Source organism: Nodosilinea nodulosa PCC 7104 (assembly GCF_000309385.1).
GTDB classification, from domain to species: domain Bacteria; phylum Cyanobacteriota; class Cyanobacteriia; order Phormidesmidales; family Phormidesmidaceae; genus Nodosilinea; species Nodosilinea nodulosa.
This window is the reverse complement of the sequence record NZ_JH976537.1, coordinates 963,153-977,171: the sequence shown is the minus strand read 5'-3', so window position 1 is coordinate 977,171 and position 14,019 is coordinate 963,153. Positions and strand designations below refer to the sequence as shown.

Sequence of the window (14,019 nt, the reverse complement as noted above, 5' to 3'; positions counted from 1 at the left end):
CATGGCAGCTCTTCCTTTACTGACTCCAGAACTGCTGGAGCAGATGACGGAGGCCATTGTGCAGGCAGTGGCCCCGGAACAAATTGTGCTGTTTGGTTCGAGGGCGCGGGGAAATGCAGGGCCGCACTCGGATGTAGATTTGCTGGTGGTGACGGCGGCGGGGTTTGGGCCGCACCGCAGCCGCAGACAGGAGATAACCCGCATTTCAAAGGCGGTGGGCAGGTTTGGGGTGCCGACGGATATTTTGCTCTACAGCCAGCAGGAGGTAGAGGGCTGGCAGGGCAGCCGCAACCATATCACCACAAGGGCCTTGCAGGAGGGAAGGGTGATCTATGAACGATGTGGATCAGGCTAAGGTCTTGCTGAAAGCCGCCTTGAGAGATCTCCGCGCCCTTGAGGGAATGAGGGATGCAGAGGTTTTTGCCGATGAGATTTTTGGATTCCATATGCAGCAGGCTACTGAGAAATGTCTGAAGGCTTGGATCGCCGCTATTGGAGACATTTATCCATTTGTTCACGACCTGGGGATTTTGCTGCGATCGCTGGAAGAAAGGGGCTACAACATGGACTCGTTTGAGGCGTTGCAACAGTACAGCGCGTTTGCTGCACAAATCAGATACGAGTCTCTGCTAGAGGCGGATGAACCTATTGACCGGGAGGGTGCGATCGCACTCGCCAACAGCTTGTATGCTGCGGCGGCTAGCCAGGTGAGTTTGGCGGGGGGCTAGGAGCGATTGCACTGCCAGGATGAGTCGGTGAAGGTATTGTCCTGATTGACTGGCAAAAGTCCTGATGTAGGTTGGTGTTGAGCGAAGCGAAACCCAACACCAGTAAGGGTTTTGTTGGGTTTCGCTAAAGCTAATCCAACCTACGGCTGCTCCAGCCTTGGGGTTTTCCCACCCCCAAGGCCGTTTCAGGGGCTGATCGACAGCGTATCATCACCGTCATATCAAGTCCGCTTAATCGACCGCACTATGGTCTCAGAAGAAGCAAGGGTTAGCGGCCTACAATTCTTGGGTTCATTAGCCGGACTTGATATTAATCACCGCCGCCGCCGCTGTCTGCCTAGCTTCAACCACATCTTCGATCGCCAGCCAAAAAGCTTCCCAATCGCGATCCTTCAGCGTCTCGTCTAGTGACGCCTTTATGTACAGGGCAGCATAGTCTGAGTCAGCCAACTGAACCAGTAGATCGGCCCGATAATCTCTCACTGGCATGTTCACCTCTTTCCTGGGTACAGACAGGTCTCAAATATCCTTGACCTCTTCACCTAAGTAGCGCTCTACAAAAGCCTTGGCCGCCAAAGGATGCAGCGTTTTTAAGGCTCTGACAATTTCCACAATCGTCTCGCCGGATGGATCGCTCTTTTCATTCGCCCATCGATAGACGCTGTTGCGTTCAATATCGAGAGCCGCCGCGAGGCTGTATTGGCTCACCTCGTATTCCTCAAGCACCTGCCTGAGCACCTGTCCTGCTTTTCCCATGCCTTCATGGTGTCAGACCAGCATAGGCACGTAAACAACTGATCTGTTGACGGCAACTAACTTGTTGACTATGATGCTGTCATCGTTTTTGTTGACGCACCATGCAGCCCAACTCCACCGCCCGCTACAGTGCCCGCATCATTACCCCAGACCCTGCCACTGGTTCAGAGTCAGCCGATTCTGGCCAAGTTCACCTCGAACTCACCCTCAAGCTCCACAGCTACCCCAACCCTGATCGCGAGCCTGTCAAAATTCTCGTCATCGGCAGCAAGCGCTCGGTTAGCTCTATCGTTGTTGCCCTTCACCAGCTCGGCTTTGCCGAAATCTTTGAGTGGACAGACTTTCTCAGCGCCCCCAATGCCGATAGGCTAATCCAGTTTCGGCCCGACGAAGTCATGAAAGCCCTGATTAAGTATTTGCCGAGGGATTAGGGGCTGGTAGTTCCCAGGGCATTGAGCGCTACTTTTTCTTTTTCGCGCGTTTTTTGGAGCCTGATGCCGCTCCGCCGCCAAAGCCAGATTTTTCGGGTAGCTTTTTGCTGCCTCTCTGGGCCGCAATATCTTTAAATTCTGGCGGCTTTTCCAGACCGTAGGCTCCCAGTTTTTTGGGCAAGCGCTGCGACGGCGGCAGGGGGGGCTGCTCCAGCGAGGCTTTAATATTGGCCATCATCTCCTCCTGCTGGGGAGTGTAGTGAATCGCCAGTTCTTCAGCGGTGAAGTCAGATTCTTGCCTGAGGCCCAGATCGACCTGCACCCTGGGCCAGGAGCCAACGAACATTTCGTCCACTTTTTTAGCGCTGTAGGCCGCTTCCATTGCCGCCAAAGATTCTGGCTCGGTGGCTTTGAGCTTAAACAGCTCAGTCACCAGGGCACCATTGACGGAGCGGTGGTGGTGTTTGTATTGGCTGAGCTGCCGGGTGAGCGCCTCCACACAGCGATCGCGCAGTTCTGGAAAGGTCTCGGCAATGCGGCCAAACCCGCCGACCAAGAAGATCTTTGTGTTGTAACTGATTTTGGTGGCCAGCAGCTCCTCCAGGGGGGCGATCGCCGCCTCACCGATTAGCCCAAAGACCTGGGGAATTTCCTCCCAGCACCAGTCAAAGTCGTAGCGCTGCAACACCTCAGCCAGGGGCGCGATCGCCTCGGCGGCTTGCAGCTGCCCCAGCGATCGCCAGGCGTGGATCGGTGCCCACAGCGCCTCATCTGGATCGATGCCTGCGGCCTGGAACTCGACTTCGCGCTCGTAGTCCGACTCAAAAAACGCCCACAGCTGCTCGTCCTGTGCCATCTGAATGAGGGCGGGAACATGGTCGGCGGTCAGGCTCAATTCCTGCACGTAGTTGGGCCAATCTTTGGGGCTGAAACCCTGGCATTCGCCGTAGTGCAGCAGGGCGTCAACGGGGGGCTTGTAGGTGTGGGGTGCCATAGCTCATGGTGGGAAAACAGCATCTGGGCAAGCAGAGCAGAGCCGTCATCGAACCATCTGGATACTCATTTCACCCAAGTGAGTTCAAAGTATCAGTTTCAATGCCCCAGGGGCAGGGGCGTGACGGCGCATCGACCGCGCCAGAACTCAAATGTCTAATTCCATCCTAAGGGTTAGACAACAACAGGGGCTGTGCGCTGCCACCGGGCAAAATCTCCGGTAGCCTGCGGCGTGCCTGCACCGTCAACTAGAAAGAACCCCGGCTCCTTCAAGAAACCGGGGTTCTGGCTACAGAAGGCGTTTGCTAACGCTCGGTGAGCTTGGTCAGTAGGGTGTTAGACCGCTCCACAAAGGTCTTCATCCCCTCCGCATCAAAGCCCTTTTGGGCCATCAGCGCCGTGTCGTAGACCTGGTTGCAGATCATCTTGGCCAGGTCGCCCGCCGGGGAGCTGCCGCCATCGGCCCCAATAATCGTGCTCTGGCTCAGCGAGAGCAGGTTTTGAATCAGCGGGTGGGCGGTGTTTACCATCAGCACGTGGTCATCGGGAAACTGCATTTCCTGCTGCTGAATCATCGCCATGGTTTCCTGCATGCGGCGGGCTTCTTCGGGCAGCAGCACCATGGCCGGGGGCGCACCTTCGCCCTTGAGCGCCTGGGGTTTGACGTTCACGCGGGGGCAGCCAATCGCCTGCTCAAACATCTCCTTAATTTCGTCGTCGCGGGTCTTGTTGGTGGCGGGGTCAACAATTTCGCTCTGCTTTTCTTTGTCGAGCAGGGTGTCGTCTAGATCGGCATCGACCCGCACAAATTTAACGTCGGAGTATTCGCGCTCCAGGGTGGGAATAAAGTGGGTGTCGATGAACGAATCCATGAACAGCAGCTCCAGGCCCTGGCTCTTGAACAGCTCGATATAGGTGGCCTGGGAGACTTCATCAGTGGCGTAAAAGACGCGGTTTTCGTGCTTGTCTTTGTTGCGCTCCAGGTATTCGCCCAGGGTGGTGTAGAAGTTGCCCTTGGCGTCGGTGGCGGGCTTAGCGGCCTCAGAGACCTCTGACCAGGCGTCGCCCTCGTCGGTTTGCACTTCCACCTTGGGGGCTTCCTCAGCCTCGCCCAGCTTGGCCGTGGTGCGGAAGATCAGGATGTCTTTGACCTGCTCTTTGAACTTGTCGTCGTTGAGGGAGCCAAACTTGACGAAGTTGCCCAGGTCTTGCCAGCTGGCGATGTACTTAGGCCGGTTATCGCGGTACAGGGCCTTGAGGCTGTCGCCCACTTTTTTGGCTATGTAGTCGGCAATGCGGCGCACGGTGCGATCGCCCTGCAAGAAGCTCCGGCTCACGTTTAGCGGAATGTCGGTGCTGTCGATGACGCCGCGCAGGGGCAGTAAAAAGCGGGGCACCACTTCCTCGCAGTTGTCGGTGACAAACACCTGGTTGCAGTAGAGCTTAATGCTGCTCTTGGTGATGTCGATATCGGGCTTGAGCTTGGGGAAGTAGAGAATGCCGTTGACCACAAAGGGGTAGTCGGTGTTGAGGTGAATCCACAGCAGCGGGTCTTCCTGGAACGGATACAGGTAGCGATAAAACTCTAGATAATCTTCGTCGGTGAGGCTGCTGGGCGACTGTTTCCACGGCGCTTCGTGCTTGTTGACCACCTCGCCGTCGATCTTAATCGGCACCGGCATGAAGTCGCAGTAGGTTTTAATCAGCTGCCGAATCCGGGCGGGCTCCAGGTATTCTTCCTCGCCCTCCATCAGGTGCAGGGTGATGGTGGTGCCAACGGCGGTGCGCTCCGAGGCGCTCAGCTCAAACTGGGTAGTGCCGTCGCAGCTCCAGTGGATCGGCTCGGCCCCGTCTTTGTAGGAGAGGCTGTCGATTTCAACGGTGGAGGCCACCATAAACGAAGAGTAAAAACCCAGGCCAAAGTGGCCGATGATGGGGTCTTCGGCGGCGCTGTCTTTGTACTTGGTAATAAATTCTTCGGCGCTGGAGAAGGCCACCTGGTTGATGTACTGCTTGATCTCATCGGCGGTCATGCCGATGCCGGTGTCGGAGACGGTGAGGGTCTTTTTGTCTTTGTCGAGCCTGATTTCGATTTCCGGGCTGCTGATGTCACCGGAGTACTCTCCAGAACGGGCCACCATGGAGAGCTTTTTGATGGCGTCGACGGCGTTTGACACCAGTTCCCGCAGAAAAATCTCGTGCTCGGAGTAGAGCGCTTTTTTGATAATCGGAAAAATATTCTCGGTGTGGATCGAGATATTACCCTGTTCCAGAATCGTCGTCATGGCGGTTCGGTGATGAGTTTGGATGACAGTTTGCCTACACCAATCTTTGACGCTGCGACCAGAATTCACAAGCGGCGATTTCTGTACCAAGCAGGTTCGGTTGCCCCTACTGGTGGAACAGGGGCGGAGCGCTGGCGATCGCCCCAGCGGTCTGTCAAACCTAAATTTGTAGATTGGGTGGCGCGATCGCAGGCCCCAACGAGACTTACCGCTGCTGGATTTCACTCCGCTGTTCCCAGCTTGCCAGAGCCCAAATTCTTAAGCTTGGCGCTGCGCTGGTGCTATGAGGCGGAAGTTAGGAACTATTTCTGCAAGCTAGGCAGCCAAGCGCACCAAAGTGGTGGAGATATTTCAGCCTTCGAGCACTAGCTAGATTTTCCTGGGTCTAACTTCCCGGTAAGCCAGGTTTCAGCAAAATACTGGCAACTAAAATTCAATCTATAGTCCGGGCCAGATCGCCTGGTTAAACGAGAGCAAACACGCTCTGGTGCAATCATTTAAGCCTAGTAGAGCACCACCAAAATTTCTTTTTGACGCCTGATTAAATCCTATTCATATCAGGATGGGTTGGGCCTCTGAGGGCACAGCCTCCGAGAGGATCTGGCTCTACCCAGGCTGTAACGGCCTAGGCCACAGGATGCTGCCCGCTGGCGGAAAAAGATCGCTTTTCATGCTAGCTCACGTCACTGGCCAGGCCCGTTTTGGGCAAGAAAAATAATAATTATTAACCTTAAAAGCTGCCAAAGGTTGTCTGACAAAACATCTGGCTCCGTAGATTAATTTCTTTATACTCCAGGGCGTTTCGCCTTCCCTAGGGAACGTTAAATCTAGGAGATGGTTGTGCTGTACCGCTCTAAAGCGGCATTGGCCGAGGGTTGAGATGGCTTACATCTCCGATGCCAAGGGAGAGGCGTTCGGGTCCGTTATCCTGCCAGCGGGGTTGGGAGTTAATGCAACAGTCGGGAGCGATGGGTCATGCGCCATGGAAACCATCACTACTAAAAAAGAGCTTAGGGCAGCGGCAGAGCGGGGCGGGGCTGGCACTCCTGCTTGGTTTAGGGGTTTTAGGTAATTATTTTCGCTGGTCGTTTTTTTTTCATATCGACTTTTTGTTTGGCACCATTGCCGTCTGGCTCGTGCTCAGTCTCTACGGGGTGCGCTGGGGGGCGATCGCCGCGCTGGTAGCGGCTAGCTACACCTACGTTCTGTGGCATCACCCCTACGCCATTGTCATTTTTTGTGCAGAGTTTTTGCTGGTAGCGGGTCTTGCCCGCCGCCGCCAGCACAATCTGGTGCTGCTCTGCGCGCTGTACTGGGCATTTTTGGGCGTGCCTTTGGTGTGGTTGCTCTACGGTCAGGTGCTGGGGCTAAACCCTGACCAGACCCAAATCATTATGCTCAAGCAGGCGGTCAACGGCATTTTTAATGCCCTGGTGGCAAGTCTGCTGCTGGCCTATACGCCGATTCACCGCTGGCTGGGGCGGCCCCAGGCCACCAGTGCCCTATCGCTACAGCAAACTCTGTTTAATCTCCTGGTCGCGGCGGCCTTTTTCCCCACCCTGATTTTGATGGCCCAGGCCAGCCACGGGGTTGTGGCCGATGTGATAGCCGAAGAGAAAATTCACCTCAGCCTGGTTTCTCAACCGCTGGAAGCCCGCATTGACAACTGGTACGAACGCCATGCCGATGCCACCGCAACCCTGGCCAAGATCGCGGCCCGCGCCGCCGCTGCTTCTCCCCTCTCGGCCCAAAGCCAAACAACGCTACAGGCTCAGGCTGAAATCATTCGGGCGCTGGTGCCAGATTTTCACCACCTGCTTGTGACCAATGGCGCCGATGAGATTGTGGTGCAGGCGGCCAGCGACCACAGCTCCGCGCAGGGCATCCGGCTACCCTCCGTGGACTATGCCGCCGGCCTCAGTCCAACTCTGTCCCCCGATCGCCTGGGGAACGATATTGCGCCAGAACGTAGTCTGCTGCTGAGTCAGCCCATTGTCAACCAGGGGCAGGTACAGGGGCGAGTATGGGGTGAGATTGACCTGTCTGATCTCCAGGTAATGCTGGCAGAAACCGCCGCCGCGCTGGATTTTCGGGTAGCCCTGATCGATGCCAGCCGACGGGTAATCATCAGCACAGACCCCGATCGCCCCTGGGGTACGGTCTTTGATCTGCGCCAGACCGGGGAAGTGGTGCCCCTCGGCGACGGCGCCTACCAGTGGTTGCCCACCGCCGACAGCCCCCTGTACGTTGTCCGCTGGAGCAACTCGCGGTTTGTGCAAGAGTCCCCCGTACGGCAGATCGCCGACTGGATGCTGGTCATCGAGTCACCGGCCCAGGCCCAGGCTCAGCAGGTGCAGCGGGAGCACGCCAGGAGCCTGCTGGTGCTTCTGGGGGTGACGGGGCTGGCCCTGGCCATTGCCACCTGGCTCAGCCGTCGCTTTGTGGACCCGCTCTTTGAGCTGGCCCAGGTAACGACAAACCTGCCCGCCCAGGTGCAGCGGCGGCGGGTGATTCAGTGGCCGAGCAGTCCGGTGCTGGAGCTGCGATCGCTGGTGCAAAACTTCCAGCAGATGGCCACCACCCTGACCGATAAATTTCAGGAGCTGCAGCGGGCCAAGCAAACCGCCGAGGTGGCAAACCAGGCTAAAAGCGAGTTTTTGGCCAATATGAGCCACGAGCTGCGCACTCCTCTCAACGCCATCCTCGGCTTTACCGATTTGCTGCGCCGCCAGGCCGCCCTGGCGGCTCACCACCCCGAGCTAGATCTGATCAAATCCAGCGGGGAACATCTGCTAGAGCTGATTAACGATGTTCTCGATCTGGCCAAAATTGAAGCCGGACGCATGGGTCTCAGCGCCACCGCCTTTAGCCTCTCCGACTTTGTTGACAATCTGGACAGTATCTTTTCGCTGCGGGCCAAGATCAAGTCGATCCGGTTCACCATCGAGCGCGATGCCGACCTGCCGCCGTTTATTCAAGCCGATGAGCGCAAGCTGCGCCAGGTGCTGATCAACCTGCTCAACAACGCCGTCAAGTTTACCCAGGCGGGGCACGTCACCCTGCGGGTGCTGCGCTCTCCCGGCCCCGCCGAGCGGGGTTGCTGGCTGCGGTTTGAGGTAATCGACTCCGGTCCCGGCATTTCCCCCGAGGAGATGGGGCTGCTGTTTCAGGCGTTCTCGCAAACCGAGACCGGGCGGGCTAGCCACGAGGGCACCGGCCTGGGGCTGCGCATCAGCGATCAGTTTGTCCGGCTGATGGGCGGCACCATTGAGGTGCAGAGTCAGCCGGGCCAGGGGTCGCAGTTTAGCGTTGTGGTGCCGGTGCAGTGGGCCACTGCCGATCAGCTGATGCCTGCTGCGCCTGCCCGCCAGGCCACCGGGCTGGCCCCCGACCAGCCGCCCTATCGCCTGCTGGTGGTCGATGACCAGTTTAGCAATCGCCGCCTGCTCACCCAGTTCTTGACCGATCTGGGGTTTGAGGTCCGCGAAGCCTGCAACGGCCAGGAGGCGATCGCCTCCTGGCAGTCCTGGCAGCCCCATTTGATCTGGATGGATATGCGGATGCCGATCCTGGATGGCTACGAGGCCACACGCCAAATCAAAGCGCAGATGCAGGGGCAGGCCACCGCCATCGTGGCTCTCACCGCCAGCGTCTTCGATGAAGAAAAATCGCTGGTGCTCTCCGCCGGGTGCGATGACTTTATTAGAAAGCCGTTTCAGCAGGCGGTGATCGTCGAGAAGCTGGGCCAGCACCTAGGGGCCAAATTTGTCTACGCCCAGCCCGAACCGGGGGCAGCGGCGGTTGCTCCTGGGGACGGCAACCTGCCGATGGGTAGCCTAGAGGGTATGCCGCCCGCCTGGTGCGATCGCCTCTATCAGGCCGCCAGCCAGGCCGATCAGCAAACCTTACTTCAGCTGATCGAGGCGCTGCCGCCAGCGCGATCGCAGGTTTACCAAACCCTTCAAGGCTGGATTGGCAATTTCCAGTTTGACAAAATTATGACCCTCACTCCCAGGGACGATGAGCACCATTCGCAGCCCTAAACCCACTATTTTGGTGGTCGATGATATATCTGATAACCTGCATTTGCTGACCCGCGAGCTGAGCGCCCAGGGCTACGAAACACGGGGGGTACTGACTGGCACCATGGCCCTGACCGTAGCCCGCTCTACCCCCATCGACCTGATCTTGCTCGATATCATGCTGCCCGATATGGATGGCTACACCGTCTGTCAAACCCTCAAGGCAGATGCGGCCACCGAGGCCATTCCGGTGATTTTTCTCAGCGCCTTAGACGAGGCGTTAGACAAGGTTAAGGCCTTTGCCGTCGGCGGTATTGACTACATAACCAAGCCCTTTAAAACCGCCGAAGTCATGGCCAGGGTGGGCACTCAGCTCAGCCTGAGGCAGGCCCAGCGGCAGCTTGAGCAGTTTAACCAATCGCTGGAGGAGCAGGTCCAGCAGCGTACCCGCGAGCTAGGTGAGGTTAACCAATCGCTCCAGGTCGAGATTCAGATGCGCCGGCAGGTGGAGCAAGAGCTGCGCGACAGCGAAATGCGCTACCGACTGATTGCCGACCACATGGGGGATTTAGTCTGCCTGCACGACATTGGCGGGCAGTTTCTCTACGTCAGCCCGTCGGCTCAGCCGCTGCTCGGCCACGACCCCGAGACCCTGATCGGCAAGCAGATCGTTGACTTTTGCCATGCCGACGACAGGGAGTACCTGCAGCTCCAGTTTCAAACGCCCCTGACCTCGACTGAATCGATGACCAGCTGCTACCGATTTCGCTGTCAATCGGGGCGCTACCTCTGGCTGGAAACCCTGGCCAAGCCGGTGCTCGATCGAGGTGGCCGGGTGACGGGCCTTGTCACTAGCTCCAGGGATGTGACTCGCCGGGTCAAAATGGAGAAGCAGCTCCGCTACGACTCGCTCCACGATGCCCTCACCCACCTGCCCAACCGCGACTGGTTAGCCAAACGTCTGGAGCTAGAAATTCTCCAGTGCCAGCGCTACAGCCAGAACTGCTTTGGCCTGCTGATGATCGATCTCGATCGCTTTAAGGCGGTCAACGACAGTCTGGGCCACCTGACTGGCGACAAGCTGCTGATTGCCGTCACCAATCTGCTCAAGGGCTGTGTGCGCGATATCGATATGGTGTCGCGCTGGGGCGGCGACGAATTTGTGATTTTTCTAGACCGCATTGCCGATCTCAAAGAGGCCATTCAGGTGGCAGAACGAATCAAAACTGCCCTGGAAAGCCCGATTGAGGTGGATGGCAAGATTATTTTTACCTCGGCCAGTATCGGCATTCTCATGGGCAATAGCGCCTACAAAACCAGCAACGAAATCTTTAGGGATGTGGACATTGCCCTGTATCGGGCGAAGGCGTCGGGTCGCAACCGCTACGAAATTTTTGGCCTGGAGATGTACCAGGAGGCGATCGCACTGCTTAACCTGGAAAACGATCTGCGCCTGGCCATTCGGCAGCGGGACTTTATCACCTATTTTCAGCCCATCGTGGCGATACCCACCCAGACCCTGCTGGGGTTTGAGGCCCTGGCCCGCTGGCAGCACCGCGATCGGGGCCTAATTATGCCGGGGGATTTTATCGATCTGGCCGAAGACACCGGCCTGATCAAGCCGATCGGCAGCCAGATTTTGCGCCAGGTGTGTGAGATGCTTAAACAGTGGGAGCACGATGACCTGCTGGATCAGGGGTTTCGGGTCAGCGTCAACGTTTCGGGTCAGCAGTTTCGCGATCCGACCTTTCTTGCCACCATCGACCAAATTTTGGCTGAAACTGGCGTACGGGGCGATCGCCTCAAGCTGGAGATCACCGAGCGGGTTTTGCTGGAGCAGTCCGACAGCATTGCCCACACCCTGGCCGAAATTACCGCCCGCGGCATACAGCTCAGCATTGATGACTTTGGCACCGGCTACTCGTCGCTGCGATACCTGAGCCAGTTTGCGGTGCAGTCCCTCAAGATCGATCGCTCCTTTGTCAGCCAGCTAGAGCCCCACCGCCAGGGCATTGTGCAGGCCATCATTGACCTTGCCCACAACCTGGAGATGGACTGCATTGCCGAGGGGGTGGAAACCGAAGAGCAGCGATCGCAGCTCCAGGCGCTCGGCTGCGAAGCTGCCCAGGGCTACCTGTTTGCTCGGCCCCTGCCGCTGGCGGCGGCTAGTGAGGTGCTGCGGGGTTGGCACGGCCAGCGGGCGGGTGAGGGACGGGGGGATGGGGGGATGGAGTGGTGGGGTGATGGGGTGATGGGGTGATGGAGTGGTGGGGTGATGGGGTGATGGGGTGATGGAGTTAGAGACCCTTGGCTAGGGGCGGCGGGGCCAGCTGTTGGCGCGGATGTTCTGGGCGGCGAGGCTGACGGTTTCGGCAATGCGGCGATCTCGAGTTTCAGCCCGCCTGGCGCTGGCAATCCACTCCAGGATGCCGCGCTTGGCCGATCGCGGGAAGGCATCAAAATTGGCCCTAGCGACATCGCTCTCTGCCAACGCTGCCGCCAGATCGGGGGGGATCTCCAGCCGCTCGATCGCATCCAGCGATTCCCATGAGCCATCTTGCTGAGCGGCCTCAATTTTGGCCAACCCAGCGGGCATCATCAGCCCCGCCGCAGTCATGGCCTCAATGCGTTTTTTATTCAGCGCCGACCAGCCGGTACCGGGCTTGCGGGGGGCCAACCACAGCATGGTGCGTTCGTTATCGAGGCGGTTGGGCCTGCTGTCAATCCAGCCAAAGCACAGCGCTTCTTCTACCACGTCGTCGTAGGAGACGTAGGGCTGGCCGGGTCGTTTTTTGAAGGTGATCAGCCAGATCCCCTCCGGGCGATCGTGATTAGCCGCCAGCCAATCGCGCCACTCAGCCCGGCTCGCAACCTGAATAGAGTTTTCGGGAGGTTCGGCAGCCATACTGGCATAGGGCAATCAAAGTCATACCTGATTATCCCATCCCACTGCTGGCTCAGGCCTGGCCTGAGCCCCGACGCTCCCACGCCCCTACCCCCCCCGCTCAACGACGCTAATGCGATCGCCCAGCTGCCGAATCGTCTGGGCCAGGTCCAGATCGCGCTTCAGCAGCTTTTCGATCTTGGTGTAGCTGTAGAGCACCGTGGTGTGGTCTTTGCCGCCAAAGGCATCGCCAATTTTGGGCAGGCTGAGGCCGGTGTGCCGCCGCATCAGGTACATGCCCACCTGGCGGGCCTGGCTGATTTCGCGCCGCCGCGACGCGCCCTTGAGATCTTCTACAGAGACGCCAAAGTGCTCGGCGACGGCGGCCACTACCGCCCCGGGTGAGGCCTCAATTTTGTCGGCGGGCGGGTTGAGCACCGTCGTCAGGTGTTCCACGGTCATGGGCAGGCCCGAGATCGAGGTGTAGGCGATCGCGCGGATCAGCGCCCCCTCCAGCTCGCGAATATTCGAGGTGTAGCTGGCGGCAATGTACTCGATCGCCTCGCGGGGAATCTGCACCTGCTCGTACTCGGCCTTCTTTTGCAGAATGGCGATGCGGGTTTCGTAGTCGGGGGGCTGAATGTCGGCAATGAGCCCCATCGAGAAGCGCGAGATCAGCCGGTCTTGCAGGCGCAAAATCTGGTTGGGGGGTCGGTCAGAGGCCAGCACGATCTGCTTGCCCGCCTCGTGCAGCGTATTAAAGGTGTGAAAAAACTCCTCCTGGGTGTACTCCTTGCCCTCAATAAACTGAATGTCGTCCACCAGCAGAATATCCACGTCCCGGTAGTGGGCGCGAAAGTGCTGCATGCTGTCGCGGCGAATGGCGGTGATCAGGTCGTTGGTGAACTGCTCGGTGCTGACGTAGGCCACCCGCGCCTGGGGGGCAATCTCCTGGCGGTAGTGGCCGATGGACTGCATCAGGTGGGTTTTGCCCAGGCCTACCCCGCCGCACAAAAACAGCGGGTTAAACTCGCGGCCCGGGGCTTCGGCCACCGCCAGCGACGCCGCGTGGGCCATGCGGTTGTTGGCCCCCACCACAAAGCGCGAAAACACCGCCTTGGGGTTGAGGTCGTTATAGGCTTCCTGGGTCGAGCTCGGTAGATCGATCGGAGCCTGCCGCGTGGGCGGCAGCGGACGAGTCGGCAGGGCCGGCGCCTGGGTGGGCCAGTTGACCTCCGCCATGGGCAGCAGCGCTGCCGAGGCGCTGTCGCCATCGGGCACCACGGTCACCTGGAGCTCAATCGCCTTGCCCAAAATATTGTTGACCACCTGGGTAATGGTGCCCGCATAGTGCTTTTGCACCCAGTTGCGGGCAAAGGGGTTGGGGGTTGAGATCACCAGGGCGCGATCGCTCAGGGTTTGCGCCTGGGCGGGCTTAATCCAGGTTTCAAAGGTAGGGCGGCTCAGCTCCACCTGAAGCTGGCTCAGCACCTCTTCCCACAACCGATTCAGGGCCTGATCCACGGTTTACCTCTTAAACAACCGCTGCCCGAGGGCAGACATAGCGCATGGTTTAGCCAATCGGGCGAGCCCTCCCTCCCGCTAGCATTCTGGCACCAGAACCGGCGCCCGAACTGGGGGTTCTCCAAGGAGGTGTAACTGCTCTCTCGGCCCTTGGCCGCAGACTGGGACAGCCCAGCTCGCCCCGCCTTAGGGATCTCTAGGGTACTAGATATATGGCGAAAAAATGTCCCTGATTCCACATATAGCGTTTCAGCAAAAATCGGATCCCGTAGTGCCCCATTGAGTCAGGCGCCGGTGGCGTCCCGCTGGTCTATTGAAGCACAGCTCTCCGGCCCCTGGGGAGCATGTATACAATGACTACAGTATCTATCGACAAACCACTATTTGCCCCTACTG

At 58.4% G+C, this 14,019-nt stretch carries 11 protein-coding genes; 5 read left to right on the top strand and 6 right to left on the bottom strand.

The features are described 5' to 3' along the window. The first annotated feature begins 1 nt into the window (after nt 1). Together LEPTO7104_RS0104260 and LEPTO7104_RS0104255 are read left to right on the top strand one after the other, a co-directional pair. The gene (locus LEPTO7104_RS0104260; protein ID WP_017297309.1) at nt 2-355 is read left to right on the top strand and encodes a nucleotidyltransferase domain-containing protein; all 354 of its coding nucleotides are present in this window, start codon (nt 2-4) and stop codon (nt 353-355) included. After that, on the top strand, nt 333-728 hold the full coding sequence (locus tag LEPTO7104_RS0104255; RefSeq protein WP_017297308.1) for a HEPN domain-containing protein: 396 nt from the start codon (nt 333-335) through the stop codon (nt 726-728). The genes LEPTO7104_RS0104260 and LEPTO7104_RS0104255 overlap by 23 nt, the downstream gene beginning before the upstream one ends. Nucleotides 729-1,022: 294 nt before the next feature. On the opposite strand, the gene LEPTO7104_RS0104250 is transcribed toward LEPTO7104_RS0104255, so the two are convergent. Beyond that, nucleotides 1,023-1,217 carry a hypothetical protein gene (locus LEPTO7104_RS0104250; protein ID WP_017297307.1) on the bottom strand — a complete coding sequence of 65 codons (195 nt, stop codon included), beginning with the start codon at nt 1,215-1,217 and terminating at the stop codon, nt 1,023-1,025. Between the two features lie 30 nt (nt 1,218-1,247). Continuing rightward, nucleotides 1,248-1,484, bottom strand: a complete 237-nt coding sequence (locus tag LEPTO7104_RS0104245) for a helix-turn-helix domain-containing protein (RefSeq protein ID WP_017297306.1) — start codon at nt 1,482-1,484, stop codon at nt 1,248-1,250. Between the two features lie 101 nt (nt 1,485-1,585). On the opposite strand from LEPTO7104_RS0104245, the gene LEPTO7104_RS0104240 reads away from it, so the two are divergent. Continuing rightward, nucleotides 1,586-1,915: a hypothetical protein gene (locus LEPTO7104_RS0104240; RefSeq protein WP_017297305.1), complete on the top strand. Its 330-nt coding sequence runs from the start codon at nt 1,586-1,588 to the stop codon at nt 1,913-1,915. 28 nt (nt 1,916-1,943) lie between these two features. Here the strand turns inward: LEPTO7104_RS0104240 and LEPTO7104_RS0104235 are convergent, their stop codons facing one another. Next, nucleotides 1,944-2,909, bottom strand: a complete 966-nt coding sequence (locus LEPTO7104_RS0104235) for a hypothetical protein (RefSeq protein WP_017297304.1) — start codon at nt 2,907-2,909, stop codon at nt 1,944-1,946. 304 nt (nt 2,910-3,213) lie between these two features. Beyond that, nucleotides 3,214-5,193, bottom strand: a complete 1,980-nt coding sequence (gene htpG / locus LEPTO7104_RS0104230) for a molecular chaperone HtpG (RefSeq protein ID WP_017297303.1) — start codon at nt 5,191-5,193, stop codon at nt 3,214-3,216. 968 nt (nt 5,194-6,161) lie between these two features. On the opposite strand from htpG, the gene LEPTO7104_RS0104225 reads away from it, so the two are divergent. Together LEPTO7104_RS0104225 and LEPTO7104_RS0104220 are read left to right on the top strand one after the other, a co-directional pair. After that, nucleotides 6,162-9,236 carry an ATP-binding protein gene (locus tag LEPTO7104_RS0104225; RefSeq protein WP_026072358.1) on the top strand — a complete coding sequence of 1,025 codons (3,075 nt, stop codon included), beginning with the start codon at nt 6,162-6,164 and terminating at the stop codon, nt 9,234-9,236. Continuing rightward, on the top strand, nt 9,214-11,475 hold the full coding sequence (locus LEPTO7104_RS0104220) for a two-component system response regulator (RefSeq protein ID WP_017297300.1): 2,262 nt from the start codon (nt 9,214-9,216) through the stop codon (nt 11,473-11,475). Before LEPTO7104_RS0104225 ends, LEPTO7104_RS0104220 begins: the two co-directional genes overlap by 23 nt. Nucleotides 11,476-11,526: 51 nt before the next feature. Here LEPTO7104_RS0104220 and LEPTO7104_RS0104215 read toward each other — a convergent pair whose 3' ends face one another. Beyond that, on the bottom strand, nt 11,527-12,120 hold the full coding sequence (locus LEPTO7104_RS0104215) for a YdeI/OmpD-associated family protein (RefSeq protein WP_017297299.1): 594 nt from the start codon (nt 12,118-12,120) through the stop codon (nt 11,527-11,529). A gap of 87 nt (nt 12,121-12,207) precedes the next feature. Continuing rightward, complete coding sequence (gene dnaA / locus LEPTO7104_RS0104210) at nt 12,208-13,623, bottom strand: chromosomal replication initiator protein DnaA (protein WP_017297298.1); 1,416 nt, start codon at nt 13,621-13,623, stop codon at nt 12,208-12,210. Nucleotides 13,624-14,019 lie beyond the last annotated feature (396 nt).